15 protein-coding genes are annotated in these 16,822 nt (G+C 69.3%); 8 read left to right on the top strand and 7 right to left on the bottom strand.

Annotation, left to right across the window (positions count from 1 at the left end; all coding sequences use genetic code 11):
• Window positions 1–18 precede the first annotated feature (18 nt).
• Together ABEA67_RS00960 and ABEA67_RS00965 are read left to right on the top strand one after the other, a co-directional pair.
• Window positions 19–630 (top strand): thymidine kinase, encoded by a 612-nt coding sequence (locus ABEA67_RS00960; protein WP_345459513.1) that lies wholly within the window; start codon window positions 19–21, stop codon window positions 628–630.
• 356 nt (window positions 631–986) lie between these two features.
• Entirely contained in the window at window positions 987–2,030 is a 1,044-nt protein-coding gene (locus tag ABEA67_RS00965; RefSeq protein WP_345459516.1) for a GGDEF domain-containing protein, read from the top strand.
• Window positions 2,031–2,115: 85 nt separating this feature from the next.
• Here ABEA67_RS00965 and ABEA67_RS00970 read toward each other — a convergent pair whose 3' ends face one another.
• The gene (locus tag ABEA67_RS00970) at window positions 2,116–3,108 is read right to left on the bottom strand and encodes a substrate-binding domain-containing protein (protein WP_345459519.1); all 993 of its coding nucleotides are present in this window, start codon (window positions 3,106–3,108) and stop codon (window positions 2,116–2,118) included.
• A gap of 191 nt (window positions 3,109–3,299) precedes the next feature.
• Here ABEA67_RS00970 and ABEA67_RS00975 point away from each other — a divergent pair, with 191 nt between their 5' ends.
• Genes ABEA67_RS00975 through ABEA67_RS00985 form a run of 3 tightly spaced genes read left to right on the top strand, consistent with a single transcriptional unit; the run spans window position 3,300 to window position 5,327 of the window.
• Window positions 3,300–3,800, top strand: coding sequence for a copper chaperone PCu(A)C (locus ABEA67_RS00975; RefSeq protein WP_345459522.1), 501 nt, complete (start codon window positions 3,300–3,302; stop codon window positions 3,798–3,800).
• 28 nt (window positions 3,801–3,828) lie between these two features.
• Window positions 3,829–4,491, top strand: coding sequence for an SCO family protein (locus ABEA67_RS00980; protein ID WP_345459525.1), 663 nt, complete (start codon window positions 3,829–3,831; stop codon window positions 4,489–4,491).
• A complete protein-coding gene (locus ABEA67_RS00985) occupies window positions 4,488–5,327 on the top strand; it encodes a cytochrome c oxidase assembly protein (protein ID WP_345459528.1) in 840 nt (279 codons plus the stop codon). Before ABEA67_RS00980 ends, ABEA67_RS00985 begins: the two co-directional genes overlap by 4 nt.
• Window positions 5,328–5,949: 622 nt before the next feature.
• On the opposite strand, the gene hisD is transcribed toward ABEA67_RS00985, so the two are convergent.
• The 3 genes from hisD to ABEA67_RS01000 all read right to left on the bottom strand — a co-directional run bounded on the left by hisD (window position 5,950) and on the right by ABEA67_RS01000 (window position 9,260).
• Window positions 5,950–7,344 (bottom strand): histidinol dehydrogenase, encoded by a 1,395-nt coding sequence (hisD, locus tag ABEA67_RS00990; protein ID WP_345459531.1) that lies wholly within the window; start codon window positions 7,342–7,344, stop codon window positions 5,950–5,952.
• A 96-nt stretch (window positions 7,345–7,440) separates the two neighbouring features.
• Window positions 7,441–7,941, bottom strand: a complete 501-nt coding sequence (locus ABEA67_RS00995; RefSeq protein WP_425557132.1) for a hypothetical protein — start codon at window positions 7,939–7,941, stop codon at window positions 7,441–7,443.
• Between the two features lie 140 nt (window positions 7,942–8,081).
• On the bottom strand, window positions 8,082–9,260 hold the full coding sequence (locus ABEA67_RS01000; RefSeq protein ID WP_345459535.1) for a phosphopentomutase: 1,179 nt from the start codon (window positions 9,258–9,260) through the stop codon (window positions 8,082–8,084).
• 179 nt (window positions 9,261–9,439) lie between these two features.
• Between ABEA67_RS01000 and lptB the strand changes: the two genes are divergently transcribed.
• Genes lptB through ABEA67_RS01015 form a run of 3 tightly spaced genes read left to right on the top strand, consistent with a single transcriptional unit; the run spans window position 9,440 to window position 13,206 of the window.
• Window positions 9,440–10,207 carry an LPS export ABC transporter ATP-binding protein gene (lptB, locus tag ABEA67_RS01005; protein ID WP_425557133.1) on the top strand — a complete coding sequence of 256 codons (768 nt, stop codon included), beginning with the start codon at window positions 9,440–9,442 and terminating at the stop codon, window positions 10,205–10,207.
• A 17-nt stretch (window positions 10,208–10,224) separates the two neighbouring features.
• Window positions 10,225–11,976: a DUF3084 domain-containing protein gene (locus ABEA67_RS01010; protein ID WP_345459538.1), complete on the top strand. Its 1,752-nt coding sequence runs from the start codon at window positions 10,225–10,227 to the stop codon at window positions 11,974–11,976.
• Window positions 11,977–12,012: 36 nt separating this feature from the next.
• Window positions 12,013–13,206 (top strand): ABC transporter substrate-binding protein, encoded by a 1,194-nt coding sequence (locus ABEA67_RS01015; protein ID WP_345459541.1) that lies wholly within the window; start codon window positions 12,013–12,015, stop codon window positions 13,204–13,206.
• Between the two features lie 273 nt (window positions 13,207–13,479).
• Here ABEA67_RS01015 and ABEA67_RS01020 read toward each other — a convergent pair whose 3' ends face one another.
• The 3 genes from ABEA67_RS01020 to ABEA67_RS01030 all read right to left on the bottom strand — a co-directional run bounded on the left by ABEA67_RS01020 (window position 13,480) and on the right by ABEA67_RS01030 (window position 16,651).
• The gene (locus tag ABEA67_RS01020; protein WP_345459544.1) at window positions 13,480–14,331 is read right to left on the bottom strand and encodes a carbohydrate ABC transporter permease; all 852 of its coding nucleotides are present in this window, start codon (window positions 14,329–14,331) and stop codon (window positions 13,480–13,482) included.
• A gap of 10 nt (window positions 14,332–14,341) precedes the next feature.
• On the bottom strand, window positions 14,342–15,289 hold the full coding sequence (locus tag ABEA67_RS01025; RefSeq protein ID WP_345459547.1) for a carbohydrate ABC transporter permease: 948 nt from the start codon (window positions 15,287–15,289) through the stop codon (window positions 14,342–14,344).
• A 99-nt stretch (window positions 15,290–15,388) separates the two neighbouring features.
• Window positions 15,389–16,651 carry an ABC transporter substrate-binding protein gene (locus ABEA67_RS01030; RefSeq protein ID WP_345459550.1) on the bottom strand — a complete coding sequence of 421 codons (1,263 nt, stop codon included), beginning with the start codon at window positions 16,649–16,651 and terminating at the stop codon, window positions 15,389–15,391.
• Window positions 16,652–16,822: the final 171 nt, after the last annotated feature.

A 16,822-nucleotide genomic window follows, 5' to 3' on the forward strand; every position in this document is an offset into this window, starting at 1 on the left:
TCTGCCATACTTCCCCCCGTGCTGAAGTCTCCCTACCACGGCGGGCATCTGGAAGTGATCGTCGGGCCGATGTTCAGCGGCAAGAGCGAGGAGCTGATTCGCCGGGTGACGCGCGCCCTGATTGCCCGCCAGCGGGTCGCCGTGTTCAAGCCGGCCATCGACGACCGTTACCACGCCACGCAGGTCGCCAGTCACGCGGGCCGCAGCATCGAGGCGGTCGCGGTGCGCGGCGCGGTGGATATCCGCGCGCACCTGGCGGGCGAGGGACCGCTGCTCTCCTCGCCGGAAGCCGAGCTGCCCGAGGTGGTGGGCATCGACGAGGCGCAGTTTTTCGGCTCCGACCTGGGGCCGCTGGTGCTGGACCTGGCGGAAGCGGGTGTGCGGGTGATCCTCGCTGGCCTGGACCTGGATTTCCGCGCCGAGCCGTTCGGTTGCATCCCCGACCTGCTGGCCCGCGCCGAGAGCGTCGAGAAGCTCACGGCCATCTGCACCGTCTGCGGCGCGCCCGCCACCCGCTCGCAGCGCCTGATTGGCGGCCAGCCCGCCCGCTTCGACGACCCCGTGGTGCTGGTCGGTGCCCAGGAAGCCTACGAGGCCCGCTGCCGCGTCCACCACGAAGTGCGGCGCTGAAGCACACCTGTCGATCCAGAGCAGGATTGGCGATCAAAAGAGTGTCGCAGGCACGAAAAAGCTCCTCCCCATTGCAGGGACGGGGACAGCCCACGCCATGGGAAGCCGGGTTGGCGTCAGCAGAGAGACGTAGATGGTCTTTTGGCGAGCAAATGATGAAAGCAGCTTCATCCTTTTCAGTGGGTAGAATAAGGCTCTCCCCGTCAACCGGTCATCCGCACATTCTTGTCCGCCCTCTGGTGCCGGCAGTTAAGATGGAAACAGCTCCAAGTCGTGGAGGGCCTTTGAAGACTCCGTCCCTGTCTCATATAAACCAGCTCCCGGATGCTGTCCCCTGGCTAGCCACGCAAAAGCGTATGTTCTTTGCCCTGGTCTGTCTGGGGATGGCGGCGGCAGTGCTGGCGCTGTGGATGCAGGCCCCCAACTTCGACCCGCTGGACCGGGTGGCGTTGCCGCTGCTGAGCGCCCTGCTGCTGGGCCTGCAATTCGCGTTGGGGCGGGGGTGGCTGTCGCTGCACGCGGCGGTGAGCGTCACGTATGCCGGGGCGTCCCTGTACTTCCTGCTGGCGCTGGGGCACCAGTTTCAGGTCTTCGCGCCGCAGATGCATATGCTCAGCGAGAGCGCGTACTGGTTCCCGGTGCTGTACGCGATTGCGTTTCTGCTGTATCCCCCCCGGCAGGCCCGGTGGCTGGCGGGCAGCACCTTCCTGCTGACCCTGCTGCTGTGTGTGTACCACCTGACCCTGGGGCCAGGGGCGGGGGACATGCAACTGGCCGGGGCCGCGCTCCAGTTTCTGCTGGTGAATGCCTTCATGATCATCTTGCAATCGACGTTTTCCAAGCAGCGGGTGCAACTGCTGGCCGCCCGTGAGGCCGCCTACCGTGACGCCCTGACGGGACTCGCCAACCGCCGCGCCGCCGAGGAACGGCTGACGGCATTCGCGCAGACGGGCGAGCGCTTCACGCTGGTGCTGTTCGACCTCGACCACTTCAAGGCCGTCAACGATGTCCACGGCCATGCCACCGGCGATCTGGTGCTGCGGGGGGTGGCGCAGGCTGTCCAGAGCCTCGTGCCGCGCGGCGGTGTGGCGGCCCGCTGGGGTGGGGAAGAGTTCCTGCTGATCCTGCCGGTGATGCCGGGGTGGCAGGTCCGGGAAGTGCTCGATACGCTGCGTGCCGAGCTTCTGGGCCAGCGTCACGGTGCCGTTACCGGCGTCACTGCCTGTTTCGGGGTGGCGACCGCCCGCGACGGTGAACACCCCGACGACGTGCTGGGGCGCGCAGACGCGGCCATGTACGCCGTGAAGCGCCAGGGCCGCAACGACGTTCTGCTCGCCGATGCCCGCCGCACCTTCTACACGCAGGTCGTTCCCGCCGAGCAGGTGGTCGGCCGCCGATAATCGCTGCCGCGACGCTTGCCGGCAGCGCCTGAAGTCCATCCAGGGGTCACCCCGGTGGCGTCGCTTGCCCTGGGGACGGCGTGGCTCAGGCCGTGTCGCGCACCACCAGCCGGGGTTCAAACCGGCGGGCGCGGGCCGGTCCCCGGTGGCCGCCCAGGCGGGTCAGCAGAAGCTGGGCGGCCTCGTAGCCCATCTGCTCGACCGGCTGGTGCAGGGTGGTCAGGCCGCGCGCGGCGGCCCAGGGCTGGTCGTCGAAGCCGATGACGCGCACGTCCTGGCCGGGCGTCAGGCCCCGCCCCCGCGCCTCGTCCAGCAGGGCACCCGCCAGCAGGTCGGCAGAGGCGAAGACCGTGCAGGGAAACTGGGCCGTGTCCAGCAGGGTCACGGCGGCGTTGCGGGCGGCCAGCGCGTCGAAACTGGCGGTGTACTCGGCACGCACCTGGCGGCCCGCCGCCTGCACCGCCCCCAGAAAGCCTGCCCGGCGCTCCTCGAAGACGCGGGTGGTGAAGAGCTGGTCGAGTTCCGTCTCGACCCAGACGGCGTACAGCTCGCCGGGCAGGGTGGCGGCATACTCGCCCGCCAGCCGTCCCCCCAGCACGTTGTCCATAAAGGCGCAGTCCACGCCCTCGGCATAGGCGTCGACCAGCACGGTCGGTTGCTGGTTGCGCAGGCGGCGCTCGTTGAACAGCTGCGTGAGGTTGTACGTCACCATGACCAGCCCGTCGGCCTGGTACGCCAGCGTATGCGACCCCAGGTAGCGTTCCAGGCGCGAGCGGTCGAGCAGCGGGAAGATCGCCACGTCGTACCGCGCCTCCTGAAAGGCACTTTCCAGCCCGTCGAGCAGGCGCACGTAGAACTCGGTGGTCACGACCGGCAGCAGCACGCTGATGGTGTAGCTCTTGCCACCCGCGATACGCCGGGCGTGGGGGTTGGGGGTGTAGTCGAGGTCCGCGATGGCCTTGAGGACCAGGTCACGGGTCGCGCCCTTCACGGCGGCGTGGTTGTTCAGCACGCGGGACACGGTGCCGACTCCCACCCCGGCCCGCTGGGCCACATCCTGAATCGTGGGTTTACGCATAACTTTTCGCCGCCCACCATACCCCGCGGCATGGAACCTGTTCCACAAGAGGTGGGGAGGAGGGGACCTCTCTCGACCGAGTTCAAGTGGCCCTGTCCGGCCTGCCGTGGCGGCGAAGGGGACAATCCGGCCCGGCCCGCGCGCCTAGACTCCGGGGAACCGGGCCAGACCGCCCTTCAAGGAGGCTCCCCATGACCACACCCACCCCGCTCCTGGCCGCCCTGGCGCTTGCCGCCGTTCTGCTTCCCGCCACCGCCCAGCATGCCGGAATGCATCAGCCTGCCCCCACAGCGCCCCAGTCAGCGCCTCAGCCCAGCCGCGCCCCCCTTCCCCTGACCGTGCAGAACGCGACCGTGGTGGCCGTGCCGCCGGGCGCGACCGAGACGAGCGCCTTCCTGACGCTGCGGAACACCGGCCAGGCCCCCGTGGTCCTCACGGGAGTCCAGACCGCCCTGGCCCGCCACGCCATGCTGATGACCACCCGCCGGGACGCGCGGGGCATGACCGGCATGAGCATGGTGCAGACCCTGACCGTTCCCGCCGGGGGAACCCTGCACCTGAGCGCGGGCGGCGACCACGTGATGCTGATGGACCTGACCCGCGCGCCGAAGGTGGGGGAGAAGGTGCGCCTGACGCTGACCACGCGGGATGGCCGCACGCTGAAGGTGGACGCTGTCGTCCGCAAGCCCTGATTCCGGCCCTGCTCCTGAGAGGAACTCTATGACCGACCTGCCCCTTCCTGCTCCTGCCCCTGCCGCGCGGCCCTGGTACGTGTCGGCCCTGCTGGCCCTGGTCGCGGTCGCGCTGCTGCTGGGGGGCGTGTGGGTGTTTGCGCGGGTCAGGAGTCCCTTTCCCTTCTACGGCACCGCCTACACGCCCCCGGTGGCGGCCGGAGCGTTCAGCGGCACGGACCAGAACGGGCAGCCCTGGACCTTTCATCCCGGAGGCACGGGCCGCACCACCGCCCTGTTTTTCGGCTTCACGCATTGCCCGAACATCTGTCCCCTGAGCCTGGCCTACCTGGACAAGGCCCGGCAGGCGCTCCCGCCGCAGGAACGCGCCCGTTTCGACATCGTGCTCGTCAGTGTGGACCCGGAGCGCGACACGCCCGCCCGGCTGAAGGAGTACGTGGAGTTTTTCGGCCAGGCGACCGGCGTGCAGGTGCCCGAGCCGGCGCTCTCGCAGGTGGCCCGCGACTACGGCGTCGCCTATCAGAAGGCGGACGTGAAGAGCGCTACCGATTACCAGATGAACCACACCACCGCCACCTACCTGATCGACGCCTCCGGGCATCTGCGCGTGCTGTGGGACTACACCCAGCTTCCGCAGGTGGACCGGGTCGTGCGCGACATCCGGCACGTTCTGGAGAACCCCGTCCCATGACTGCTCCTGTCTCCAACATTGCCCCCACCCTGAACCCTGGCCTGACCGACCTGCTGGCCCTGCACTTCGACCCGCTGGTGTGGCTGCCGGTGCTGGCCGTCACCGGCTTTTACCTGTGGCGCTTCGTCCGGGCGCGGCAGACTCCGGCGGGGCGGGCACGTTGGCCGGTCTGGAAGGCCGTGCTGTTTGGGCTGGGCATGGTGCTGCTGCTCCTGGCGACGCAATCTGCCGCGACCGCCTGGACCCTGAACAGCATGGCGCTGTACATGGGCCGCCTGATGGTCCTGGCGGAAGTCGTGCCGCCGCTGCTGGTCCTGGGCCTGCCGCGTGATATTCAGATTGACCCGCGCTGTCCGCTGGGCCGCCTGCTGGGTGTGCTGCTCGACCCCTGGGTGGCGCTGGCCGTCTGGGCCGCCGTCATCATCTTCTGGAACGTGCCCGCCGGATTCAACGCCTCGGTGGTCACGAACACCGCCGCCGCGCTGCTGCCCACGCTGTATCTCCTGAGCAGCCTGCTGGTCTGGGGCGTCGTGCTGCGGCCCCTGCCCAGCGTGCAGCCCGCCCATATCGGCTCGCGGGGCTGGTTCGGCCTGCTGGCGGCCTTCCCGATGATGGCCGTCGCCGCCGTGTGGCTGTACTCGCGGCAGGTGCTGTATACGCCTTACGTCTCGGCGCTGTGTCTGTGGGACCTGACGCCGCTGCAAAACCAGCAGATCAGCGGCTGGATCATGATGCTGGCGGGGCTTCCCGCGATGGCGCTGGCGTTGGTGCAGCTGATGGCGTGGCTGGTTCAGCTGGCCGATGGCGGGACGCAGCCTCCCCAGGCGAAGGGATAGCGGCTGCCTCAGCTTGCCTGGGTTGAAAGGAAAGATATTTGGGGGCAGGTTATCTTGTAGCGAGCTTCCCCCCGCCCCCCCAGCCCCCCTACCCCCCACCGGGGGACGTCTCCGCCGCACGGGGCGGCCCGCGCGTTGACGCCAGGCTTGTTGATGTGTCTCTCCTCTGGGTGGAGGGGGGAGCTTTTCGCTGCGCTCGGCAAGGGGGTTCCTTGCGGTGGAAGGGTTGCCAGGCTTCGCCCCGGTTTCCCACTGGTCGCCATGCCAGGCCCAGCCCGCCAGGCGGCCTCGGGCCCGGCGGCCCGAACGGCTCCTCTTCCAGGCCTGCCCGCTTGAGGGGTGGAACTTGGGCATCGGCTCCAAAGTTTGAAAAGACAGGGAGGCGAGAGCTTCTGCTTGTCGGGGTGACGCGGGAAGGGCGTTTGGGCAGGCTTATTGCTCCCCTGGGAAGTCTCCCACGAAGAAAAACGCCGTCTAGAACAACAAAAAAGCCCTTCCCCCTTGAGGGGGGAGGCCGGGTGGGGGTGAACAGGCCTGGCATCAGGGGCCACTGGAAAGGCGACTCAACCTGTGAAGGACTGGGACAGCCTGGCTCGCTTTGCCCTCACTGTGTCGTCATCCCCTACACCCCCTGCTCCCCATCCCCTTCCAGCACGGCCTCCTCCAGCACTTCCAGCGTCGCTTCCGGATGGGCCTCCGGTGCCTCGGGCGTCAGGCGGCTCTCGATGGCGCGGGCGTGGGCCTCCAGACCCTCGGCGCGGGCGAGGAGGGCGGCGGGGGGGCCGATGCGGCGCAGCGCTCCCTCGTTCACGCCGACCACACTGATGATGTTCTGGAAGTCGCGGACGTTGACCGGACTCATGAAGCGGGCGGTGCCGCCGGTGGGCATCACGTGGCTGGGTCCGGCCACATAGTCGCCCAGGGCCTCCATGCTCGCCTCGCCTACAAAGACGCCGCCCGCCCGCCGCACCTGCCCCAGCAGGCTCCAGGGGTCGCGGGTCAGCAGGCAGAGGTGTTCGGGGGCGTACAGGTTGGCGAGGTCCAGGGCCTCCGCGAGGTCGGCGGCCAGCACCACCTTCATGCGGCTCACCACGCTGTCGCGCGCCCAGGTGCGGTTGGGTTCGGGCAGGGCTTCGAGCTGGCCGTTCAGCCTGTTCTGTACCTCCACCAGCAGGTCGCGGCTGGTGGACACCAGCACGGGTTCGGCCCCCAGGTGTTCGGCCTGGGCGAGCAGATCGGCGGCCACAAAGCGGGGGTCGGCGCTGTCGTCGGCCACCACCAGCGTCTCGGTGGGGCCGGGGAGGCTCTCGATGCCCGCCACGCCGTACACCATCCGCTTGGCGATCACCACGAAGAGGTTGCCCGGCCCCGCGATCTTGTCCACGGCGGGAATGCTGGCCGTGCCGTAGGCCAGCGCGCCGATGGCCTGCGCCCCGCCTACCCGGAACACGCGGTCCACCCCGACCTCGCGCGCGGCGACCAGAATCGCCGGGTTCACGCTGCCGTCACGGGCGGGTGGGGTGGTGACGATGATTTCCGGCACCCCCGCCACCTGCGCCGGGACCGCGGTATGAATCAGCGTGCTGATGAGGGGCGCGAGGCCACCGGGCACGTAGACCCCGACCCGCCCGAGCGGGCGGACCAGTTGCCCCAGCGCCCCGTCGGGGCCGTGGTCCAGAAAGCCGTGCGCGGGCTGCTGCTCATAAAAGGCCCGGACGCGCGAGATGGCGAGGCGGATGGCGTCGTGCAGCGCCGGGTCGATCCGCGCCGCCGCGATGTCCTCCCGCGTGACTTCCAGCGCCTCGGGGCGGGTGCCGTCCAGCCGCTCCGTCCAGTCACGCAGCGCGTCGTCGCCGCGCGCCTGCACGTCTGCCAGGATGCGGGCGACCACTTCCTCCGGCGTGAGGGGTTCGCCGAAGGTGGCCTGGATGCGGGCGAGGACGCTTTCCGGCACGGGAATCTCGCCAAAGGAGCGGGTCAGGGCCGCGCGGGCGGCGTCACCTTGGAGGACTTGCATGGGTATCTCCGGGGAGCTGTCGGCTTTCAGCGATCAGCTTTCAGTTGGAAAGGGGGCGAGCAGAGGGCGACCGGCTGAGGGCTGACCGCTGACCGCTCAAGACGCCCGCCGCCGTCGCCGTTCGGGCTGCGGCTTGCGTGGGGGCTGCAACGCCCCCTCGATGGGGCCGAAGTCGGTGGGCTGAATCAGGCGCAGCAGGCGGTGCGGGGGGGCCTGCTCCACGTACACGTACGCCCCGCCGGGCCGCAGAAAGGAGGCGCGGGCGGGAACCCCGCCGACCTCGGTATCCGCCAGGCGCTGCACCAGGACGTGCCCCCCGGTCATCTGGGCCTGGGCGCGGTCCACCGCGCCAAAGGCGCGCAGCCACAGCAGCAGCGACACGGGGTCGTGGTACTCGGTGGTCAGGGGGGCCGTGGCCTCCTCCTTGCCCTGGCGCAGCGTGATCAGGCCCGCCTTGCGGTCGAAGGTCGTCTCGAAGCTGGCCCGGCCGCGCCCGTCGCCCTCGGCGTAGTGGAGGCTGGTCAGGAAGCGGGGGTGCAGGCGGCTGGTCTGCACCCGCCGCAGCTCCGGCAGCACGCCGCCGAAGTCAGTCTGCACCCGCGCCACCACCGCGCTGCGCTCGCCGTGAATGGCCCACTCCTGCTGCCCCGCGTAGCGCCCCCCCAGCGTCAGGGTCAGCGTGAAGGCCTCCGGCTGCGTGCGGAAGTCCAGCCCACCCGCGTTCAGCCCGCCTGCGTTCAGCTCAGCTGCTTCCAGAAGCTCTCACCCGGCCCCTGCCAGTCGGCCCCCAGCGCCTCGGCGGCGGTCGCGCCCACATCCGCGAAGGTGGCGCGCTCGCCCAGGTCCACCGCGCCCGTCAGCCCGGGGCGGTAGGCCAGCAGCAGTCCGTATTCGCGGGTATGGTCGGTGCCGGGCCAGGTGGGGTCGTTGCCGTGGTCGCTGATGACCAGCAGCGCGCCGTCTGCGGGAACCGCGGCCAGGAGGTCGGGCAGCGCGGCATCGAAGGCGGCCAGGGCGCTGCTGTACCCCTGCGGGTCGCGGCGGTGCCCGTACTTGGCGTCGAAGTCCACCAGGTTGGTGAAGATCAGGCCGCCTTCGCCTTCCGCCGCCGCCTGCCGCATCCGTGCCAGCGTCTTCTGGATGCCGTCGGCGTTGTTGTCGGTGTGGATCTCCTCGGTGAAGCCCCGGTGCGCGTAGATGTCGGGAATCTTGCCGATGCCGACCACCGCGCGGCCCCTTTCCCGCAGCGCGTCCAGCACGTTGTGCGGCGGCACCAGCGAGAAGTCCCGGCGGTGTTCGTTGGCCCGCTCGAAGGGGTATTCACCCCGGAAGGGCCGGGCAATCACGCGCGCCACCGCGTACTCGCCCTGCAGGATCTCGCGCGCCGCCTGGCACCATTCGTACAGCGTTTCCAGCGGCACCACGTCCTCGTGGGCGGCAATCTGGAACACGCTGTCGGCACTGGTGTACACGATGGGAAACCCGGTCCGCAGGTGCTCCTCACCGTAGTCGCGGATCACGTCCGTGCCGCTGTAGGGTTTGTTGCACAGGTGGCCGCGCCCGGTCGCCGCGTCGAAACGGTCCATCACGGCGGGGGGGAAGCCGTCCGGGAAGACCTGGAAGGGGTGCTGGAGCTGCACGCCCATGAACTCCCAGTGCCCGGTGCTGGTGTCCTTGCCGGGGCTGACCTCGCGCATCCGGCCGTAACCCCCCTGCACGTCTCCCGCCGGAACCGTCTGCGGGGAGGTCTGGAGGGTCGGGACCCGGCTCAGCCCCAGCCGGGCCAGGTGGGGCAGCGCCGCCGGGGCGGCCTCCAGCGTGTGGTTGAGGGTGTGCGCGCCCACGTCCCCGAAGTTGGCGGCGTCGGGCAGTGCCCCCGCCCCGACGGAATCCAGCACGATGATGGTCAAGAGCATGGGGGTAGTGTAAGGCGCTGAGCGCCCGTCTGAAGGTCTCACGGTCAAACCGTCTAGGGCGAGGGGAGAACCGTTCTCCTGGGACCCTCAGACGGTTTGACGGTCAGACGGCGGCCTCGGCCGCCTTTCGTCGCCTCTCTCACCCCCGCCAGCGGAGGCCCCGTGCTACGCTCGCTGGCGTGACTGCCCCCGCCGCCATGCCTCCTGTCACGCCGCCCACACGTCCCGAACTGTCCGCGCAGGGCCTCAGCAAGACCTACGGCCGCCGGGCGGTGGTGCGCGGGGTGGACTTCATGGTGCGGCCCGGCGAGATCGTGGCGCTGTTCGGGCCGAACGGGGCGGGGAAGACCACCACCTTCTACATGCTGGTCGGCTTTATCCGGCCGGGTGGGGGGCAGATTCAACTGGGCGAGCGCGACGTGACCCGGCTGCCCATGCACGAGCGGGCGCGGCTGGGCCTGGGGTATCTGCCGCAGGAGCCGAGCGCCTTTCGCAAGCTGACGGCGCGTGACAATCTGCTCGCCATCCTCGAATACCAGAACCTCCCGCGCGCCGAGCAGGAGGCCCGCGCCGACGCGCTGCTGGCCGAGTTCGGGCTGACGCATCTGGCAAATAGCCTCGCCTACCAGCTCTCGGGTGGGGAGCGCCGCCGCCTGGAGCTGGCCCGCGCGCTCACCACCGACCCCGATTACCTCCTCCTCGACGAGCCGTTTACTGGTGTGGACCCCAAGAGCATCCGCGAGATTCAGCGGCTGATCCGCGAGCTGCGCGACCGCCGGGGCATCGGCGTCTTTATCACTGACCACAACGTGCGCGAGACGATTGCCCTGACCGACCGGGTGTACCTGATGTTCGACGGGGAAGTGAAGTTTCAGGGCACGCCGCAGGAGTTCGCGGCCGACGAGGACGTGCGCCGCCACTACCTCGGCGACGACTTCGAACTGTAAGGAGGGAGGAGACCCCGGTGCTGTGGCTCTTTTTGCCGTTCGTGGTCGTCCTGGCGGGCGTCGTGGCCTATGCCGCCGACACCATTGCCCGCAAGGTGGGCCGCAAGCATCTGCGCCTGTTCGGGCTGCGGCCCAAGAGCACCGCTCTGCTGGTGGCGGTGCTGTCGGGGATGGGCATTAGCGCGGCCAGCCTGGCGGCCTTTTTGCTGCTCAACCGCAGCGCCGTGAACACCATCGCGCAGGCCGACCAGCTCCGGCCCCAGATCAACGCGCTGCGCGACGAGGTGCAGGCGGTGCAGGGCGACCTCCGGGGGGTGCAGCGCGAGCGCGACAGCGCCCGCCAGCAGGCCGGGCAGCTGCGCCAGGAGCAGGAGGCGGCGCGGGTCAGCCTCCAGAAGGCCAACGCCGAATTGCAGGCCGCCCAGGCTGGCCGCCGCACCGCCCAGGCCCAGCGCGAGGCGGCCCAGGCGCAGGCACAGGCCCTGCAACAGCGCGTGGCCGAACTCACGGCCCTGCGCGCCCGCCTGGAAAGCAGCGCTGAGGCCAGCCGCGCCCAGCTCAGCGCCTCGGAAGCGGCCCTGGCCGCCAGCCGCGCCCGCGCCCGTGACCTCGACGGCCGCGTGCGGGTGCTGAACGAGCAGGTGGGCACCCTCGATGCCCGCGCGGCCCAGGCCGAGGCCGAAGCCACCCAGGCGCAGAACCGCGCCCAGAACGCCCAGACCCGTGCCGAGCAGGCCCAGGCCCGCGCGGCGCAGCTCGACGCGCAGGTTCACGCGCTGGAGGTGTCGCGCCAGCAGGTGGAAGCCCAGCGCAACGGGCTGGCCCAGGAACGGGACACCGCCCGCGCGGCCCGTGACGCGGCGGTGGCGGCCAGCGCCCAGGCCCAGGCGCAGCGCCTCGCCGCGCAGCAGGCCCGCGACCGCCTGGCCGCCGAGCGCCAGGGCCTGCTGGCCGACCGCGACCGCCTCCGCCGCGAGCGCGACGCGGCGGCCCAGGCCCGTGACGCCGCAACCCAGGTCCGCGACGCGGCCGCCCGCGAGCGTGACCGGGTGCGCGCGGACCTCACGGCCCTGCGTGCCCAGCAGGCCGACCTGCGCGCCGCCAACGAGACGCTCGCCCGCGATCTGGCCTCCACCCGCGCCAGCCTGGGCCGCCTTCAGGACGAGTATTCCAGCGCCCGCACCGAACTCAGCGCCAGCCGCAACGCCGACCTGGCCTTTCCCAAGAACGACCTGGTATATGCGGGCGTGGTGCCCAGCGTGCGCAACCTCGACAGCTTCCTGCGCGAGGCCGCCGCCGCCGCGAGTAGCCGCGGTGCGAAGGGCAATCCCGCCGCCCGCCTGAGCACCCCCGCCCGCTCTGCCCTGGAAACCAAGCTGCGTGGCCTGAACGCCAGCACCTTCGTGCAGTGCCGCGCGGCGAACAATACGGCCGTCGGCTTTCCGGTGGACCTCACCTGCGAGGCCCGGCCCAACAGCGTCCTGTACCGGGGCGGGCAGCCCATCCGCCGCGCCACCATCACGCTGGGGGAGGATACCCGCGCCATCCAGAGCCAGATTCAGAATCTGGTGCAGGACGCGGTCGTGGACCTCACCACCCGCGGCGTGCCGGGCGAGTACATCACCAACCAGGGCCTCGACGTGAACGAGTTCGTGGAGTTGCTGACCCAGCTCAGCAGCCGCAGCGGCCCCAGCGCCAGCGTCGCCATCGCCGCCCGCGAGGATGTGCGGCCGGGGGGACGGGTGGACCTCTACCCGGTGCTGCCGTAGGGGCGGGAAGCTCGCGTCCCGCTCTATCCTCTGACCATGCGCCGCCTGCTGCTGCCCCTGTCCCTGCTGCTCGCCTCCGCCCAGGCTGCGCCCGTGCGCATCGAGTTCTGGCACGCGATGGACGGCGTGCAGAACACGGTCGCCGGGTATGCCCAGGCCTTTAACCGCTCCCAGTCGCAGTACGAGGTGGTGCCCCGCTCGCTGGGCAACTACCGTGAGCTGCTGCCGCAATTCCAGGCGGCGCTGAAGGCCGGGAACCCGCCCGCCCTGGTGCAGGTCGAGTTCACGCAGTTTCCCCGGCTGGTGGAAGGCGGCCAGCTGGCGGACCTCTCGCGCCTCACCGATGCCCTCCCCGCCGCCCTGACGCGCGACCTGTACGCGCCGGTCTGGCGGGCGGGCGAGGTGGGGGGCAAACGCTACGGCCTGCCCTGGAATGTCAGCGTGCCGGTGCTGATGTACAACGCGGGCGCACTCCGCAAGGCCGGAGTCAGCGCGCCGCAGACCTGGGCCGACCTGGAAGCGCTCAGCCGTCAGCTCGCGGTGGGGGGCCGCCGTCCCCTGGTCGCCGCCGCCGACGCCTGGACCTTCGAGGCGAACGTCACCTCGCGCGGCGGGCAACTGGTCGTGAACGGGCAACCTAACCTCAACGGCCCGGAGGCGGTGGAGGCCCTCACCCAGCTGGCCCGCATGAGTGCGGCAGGCCAGGCGCAGCCGCGCCGGTTGTCCGAGGCGACCCGCGCGGCCTTCGACTTCGCCCGCGGGCAGAATCTGTTCGTGCCCGCCAGCGTCGCCAACTGGACCGACGCGCGCAAACTGCCCTTCTTCCAGCTGGGGATTGCCCCCTTTCCCTGCGAGAAGGCTGGGGCCTGCACCGTGCCGCTGGGCGGGGCACATCTCGCCGTGCCGCGCGGGGCGAGTGCGGCCGAGCAGGCCGGGGCGGTCGCCTTCTGGCAGTTCCTGCTGGACCCTGCCCGCCTGGCCGACTGGGTCAAGACCACCGCTTACGCCCCGCCCCGCCGCAGCGTGACGCCCCTGCTGAATGACTGGTACGCGAAGAACCCACAGCTCCGCGCCGCCCACGCCCAGCTCGACCGCGCCGTGCCCCGCCCCACCGTCCCCGACTACGGCGAGTGGACCGCGTACCTCGAAGACGCCATCAGCCAAGCGACCACCGGCAAGCTGAGCGCGAAGGCCGCCCTGGACGAGGCGCAGCGGAGGGCGCAGCGGTAGCAAAGGAAACAGGACCGCTTCACCTGGAGCGGTCCCTGTCTGGGGTAATGAGCTATGAGCGTTGAGCTATGAACGGGCACCCGGAAGCATCTGCTGTGGCATCAGCCCTCTTGTTCATAGCTCATACCAAATTGCGATGATTCCTTTGAATCATCCGAGCGGAGCGAGTGGCAAAAAGGACGGGGTTGCGGCGATGGACGGACATCTGGCGCTTTCCCAGATGTCCGGGAATCAGAGCAATCCCGTATCAGAGCTTACCGCTCACCGCTTTTTTCAGCCCTTGACCGCCCCCGCCGTCAGGCCGGAGACGATGTTGCGCTGGAAGACCAGCACCAGGATGATCAGCGGAATGGTCACGATCACGCTGGCGGCCATGATCTGCCCGAAGGGGTTCTCGTAGATGGTCGCGCCGCTGAAGTTGGCGATGGCGACCGGCACGGTCTTGGCCGTGTTGTCGGACGTGAAGGTGAGGGCGAACAGGTACTCGTTCCAGGCGTTGATAAAGGCCAGCAGCCCGGTCGTGACCAGGGCGGGCGTCATCACCGGCAGCAGCACCTGAAACAGCGTCTGGAGGGGCGAGGCCCCGTCCACGTAGGCCGCCTCTTCCAGCTCGGTGGGAATCTCGCGCACAAAGGCCGTCAGCGTCCAGACCGTGAAGGGCAGCGTGAAGATCATGTACGAGAGGATCAGGCCGCCCCAGGTGTTGTACAGGCTGAAGGTCTTGATCATGGTGTACAGGCCCGACAGCACCGCGATCTGCGGAAACACGCTGACCGCCAGGATGATGTACATCAGGATGCTCTTGCCCTTGAAGCGGAACTTGCCCAGCGCGTAGGCGGCCAGCGCCGAGAGCAGCAGGCTGAGAATCACGGTGCCGCTGGCGACCACCACGCTGTTCAGCAGGTTGCGCCCGAAGGGCTGCCCGGCGAACACGTCGCGGAAGTTCTGCCAGGTCACGTGGGTGGGGAACCACGCCAGCGCCTCGCTCGAAAGCTGCGCCGGGCCGGTGAGACTGGTCTTGACCGCCCAGTAGAAGGGAAACAGCACGTAGAAGAGGACGATCAGCGCGACCACCCATAAGGCGATCTGGGTCAGGGTCCGGACGGTGGGATTCTTGGAATTCATGCCAGCCCCCTCAGTCGAACCTGACCCGCAGGCTGGTGACGTAGATCGCCGTGAACACCATGATGATCAGGAAGATCATCACGCTGATGGCGCTGCCGAAGCCGAACTGCGAGTTCAGAATCAGCTCCTGGCGGGCGTAGATGCTCATGGTGATCGTTTCGGGCGCGTTGCCCTTCACGATGTAGGGCATGTCGAACACCCGCAGCGCGTCCAGCGTGCGGAAGATCAGCGCGACCAGCAGCGCGGGCATCAGCAACGGCAGGGTCAGCCGCCAGAACTGGGTCCAGGGCGACGCGCCGTCCACGTCCGCGGCCTCGTACATGTCGCTGGGAATGGTCTGGAGGCCCGCCAGCAGCAGCAGCGCCATGAAGGGCGTGGTTTTCCACACGTCCACGGCGACCAGCGCGGCCATCGCCGTGTCGGGGTTGCTCAGGAACGACTCGCCGGTGTGCAGGAACCCCAACTTCTGCCCCCACTGCGAGATGATCCCGAACGAATCGTTGTACATCCAGTTCCACATCTGCGCGCTGACGACCGTGGGAATCGCCCAGGGCACCAGAATGGCGGTGCGCAGCAGCCCGCGCCCCCTGATCTTGGAGTTGATGATCAGCGCGAAGGCCAGGCCCAGCACGGTTTCGAGCAGGACGCTGCCCAGCGTGAACCGGACCGTGTTCCACACCGACTGCCACCACTCCGGCGTCTGGAGCACCCCCAGGCCCACGCCCTCGTCGGTGGTGAACCAGTAGTTGCCCAGGCCAATCCACTTGGGGGCGGGGTCTTGCAGGATGTTGTACTCGGTAAAGGACAGGTAGATGGTCCGCAGCAGGGGATACCCGGCGACGGCGGCCAGCACCAGCAGCATGGGCACCAGCAGCAGCAGCGCGACGCGGGTGCGGCTGGCTTGCAGGCCGCGCGTCCGCCGAACGGCCGGCCGGGAGGAGGTGGGGGTGGTGGTCATGCGGGGAAGCCTCCGGGGGAGAGAACAAAAAGTGCCCCCACATCCGGGGGCACCTGAAAGCAGCGGGCACAGCGCCAGAAGGGACGGCCGCCCCCGCGTTTACCAGCCGCGGCCCTTGATGCGCGAGAGCTGGCCTTCCAGCCCCTTGAGGGCCGGGCCGGGGGCGCTCTTGCCCGTCAGCACGCTGTAGACGGCGGTGCTGAAGGCGTCACTGACCTGGTTGTACTTGCCGCCGGTCACGGTGGCGGGGCGCGCGACGGCGTTGGTGAACACGCTGTACAGGCTTCCGAAGAAGGGCACGGCCTTGAGCACCGCCTGGTCCTTGTACAGGGAAGCGATGGTGGGATTGTAGCTCGCCTCGATGGCGCGGCGCTTCTGCTCCTGCGCGCTGGTCAGGTACTGCACCAGGCTGGCCGCTTCCTTGGGGGACTTGCTGTAGGCGTTCACCGCGAGCTGCCAGCCGCCCAGCGTCGCCGCGGGCTTGCCGCCGGGGCCAGCCGGGAGTGCCGCCACGCCCACCTTGCCCTTGATGGGGCTGCCGGGGTCCTGCGCCAGCGAGTAGGCGTAGGGCCAGTTGCGCATGAAGGCCGAGTTCCCGGCCTGCCACACGTTGCGCGCTTCCTCCTCGCCGTAGGTGGTCACGGCCTGGGGCGAGACCGGGCCGACCAGCCCCTGGATGGTCCGCAGGGCCTCCACCGCCTTGGGGTTGTTCACGGTGATCTTGCCGCTGGAATCCACGATGGTGCCGCCGCCGAAGGAGCTGATCCACTCCAGCGCGTCGCAGGTCAGGCCCTCGTAGTTTTTGCCCTGGAAGACGTAGCCCACGAACTTGGGGTTGCTCTTGCGCTCGCCCGCCTGAATCTTCTGCGCCATGGTGGCGAGTTCGTTCCAGGTCTTGGGGGGACCTGCGTAGCCGTACTTCTTCAGCAGGTCGGTGCGGTAGTACAGCACGCCCGCGTCGGTGAAGAAGGGCATCCCCACCAGCTTGCCGCCCACCGTGTTGTTCTGCACGATGGCGGGGAAGTGCTGGTTGATCTCCGCCTGCGGGATGTACTTCTTGAGGTCGAGGAGGTGCTGCCCGATCAGGCCCGGCCACACCACGTCGATCATGTACACGTCCACGTCGCCCGACCTGGCCCCCAGTTGCTGCTGGTAGAGCGCCAGGCGCTGGTCGGTTTCCTTGGGCACCTGCACCAGCTTGACCGTGTTGCCGGTCTGCTTGGCCCAGGCGTTGGCCCCCTTCTGGCACTCGTCGTAGCCCTGGCCCACGCTGTCACAGGCAAAGGTGAGGGTCACGGCCCCGCCGTGGCTGGCGGCAGCAAACGCGGCGGTGAGGCTGACGATGGCGAAGGCTTTCTTCATGCATCCCCCCTATGGCCCATGTTGGGCCTGTTTCAAGCTTGCGGAAGCGTTTCCACCACAAGTTAAAAATGGTGAACGCAGGCTACACCCGGCCCCCAGGCCTGTCAATCTGCGGCTGCCCGGCGGCTGTGGCGTGCGTTCCAGGGCTGGCGGCTGTTCTGTGAGGGCTAC

This window comes from Deinococcus carri (assembly GCF_039545055.1).
Taxonomy (GTDB): Bacteria; Deinococcota; Deinococci; order Deinococcales; family Deinococcaceae; genus Deinococcus; species Deinococcus carri.

Excerpts from the sequence above, each read along its gene's own strand:
- ABEA67_RS01030 (WP_345459550.1), bottom strand. The coding sequence starts at position 16,651 with ATGAAGAAAGCCTTCGCCATCGTCAGCCTCACCGCCGCGTTTGCTGCC.
- ABEA67_RS00980 (WP_345459525.1), top strand. The coding sequence starts at position 3,829 with ATGACCGACCTGCCCCTTCCTGCTCCTGCCCCTGCCGCGCGGCCCTGG.
- ABEA67_RS01020 (WP_345459544.1), bottom strand. The coding sequence starts at position 14,331 with ATGAATTCCAAGAATCCCACCGTCCGGACCCTGACCCAGATCGCCTTA.
- ABEA67_RS00965 (WP_345459516.1), top strand. The coding sequence starts at position 987 with ATGTTCTTTGCCCTGGTCTGTCTGGGGATGGCGGCGGCAGTGCTGGCG.
- hisD (WP_345459531.1), bottom strand. The coding sequence starts at position 7,344 with ATGCAAGTCCTCCAAGGTGACGCCGCCCGCGCGGCCCTGACCCGCTCC.
- ABEA67_RS01000 (WP_345459535.1), bottom strand. The coding sequence starts at position 9,260 with ATGCTCTTGACCATCATCGTGCTGGATTCCGTCGGGGCGGGGGCACTG.
- ABEA67_RS00985 (WP_345459528.1), top strand. The coding sequence starts at position 4,488 with ATGACTGCTCCTGTCTCCAACATTGCCCCCACCCTGAACCCTGGCCTG.
- ABEA67_RS00970 (WP_345459519.1), bottom strand. The coding sequence starts at position 3,108 with ATGCGTAAACCCACGATTCAGGATGTGGCCCAGCGGGCCGGGGTGGGA.
- ABEA67_RS01025 (WP_345459547.1), bottom strand. The coding sequence starts at position 15,289 with ATGACCACCACCCCCACCTCCTCCCGGCCGGCCGTTCGGCGGACGCGC.
- ABEA67_RS01015 (WP_345459541.1), top strand. The coding sequence starts at position 12,013 with ATGCGCCGCCTGCTGCTGCCCCTGTCCCTGCTGCTCGCCTCCGCCCAG.
- ABEA67_RS00975 (WP_345459522.1), top strand. The coding sequence starts at position 3,300 with ATGACCACACCCACCCCGCTCCTGGCCGCCCTGGCGCTTGCCGCCGTT.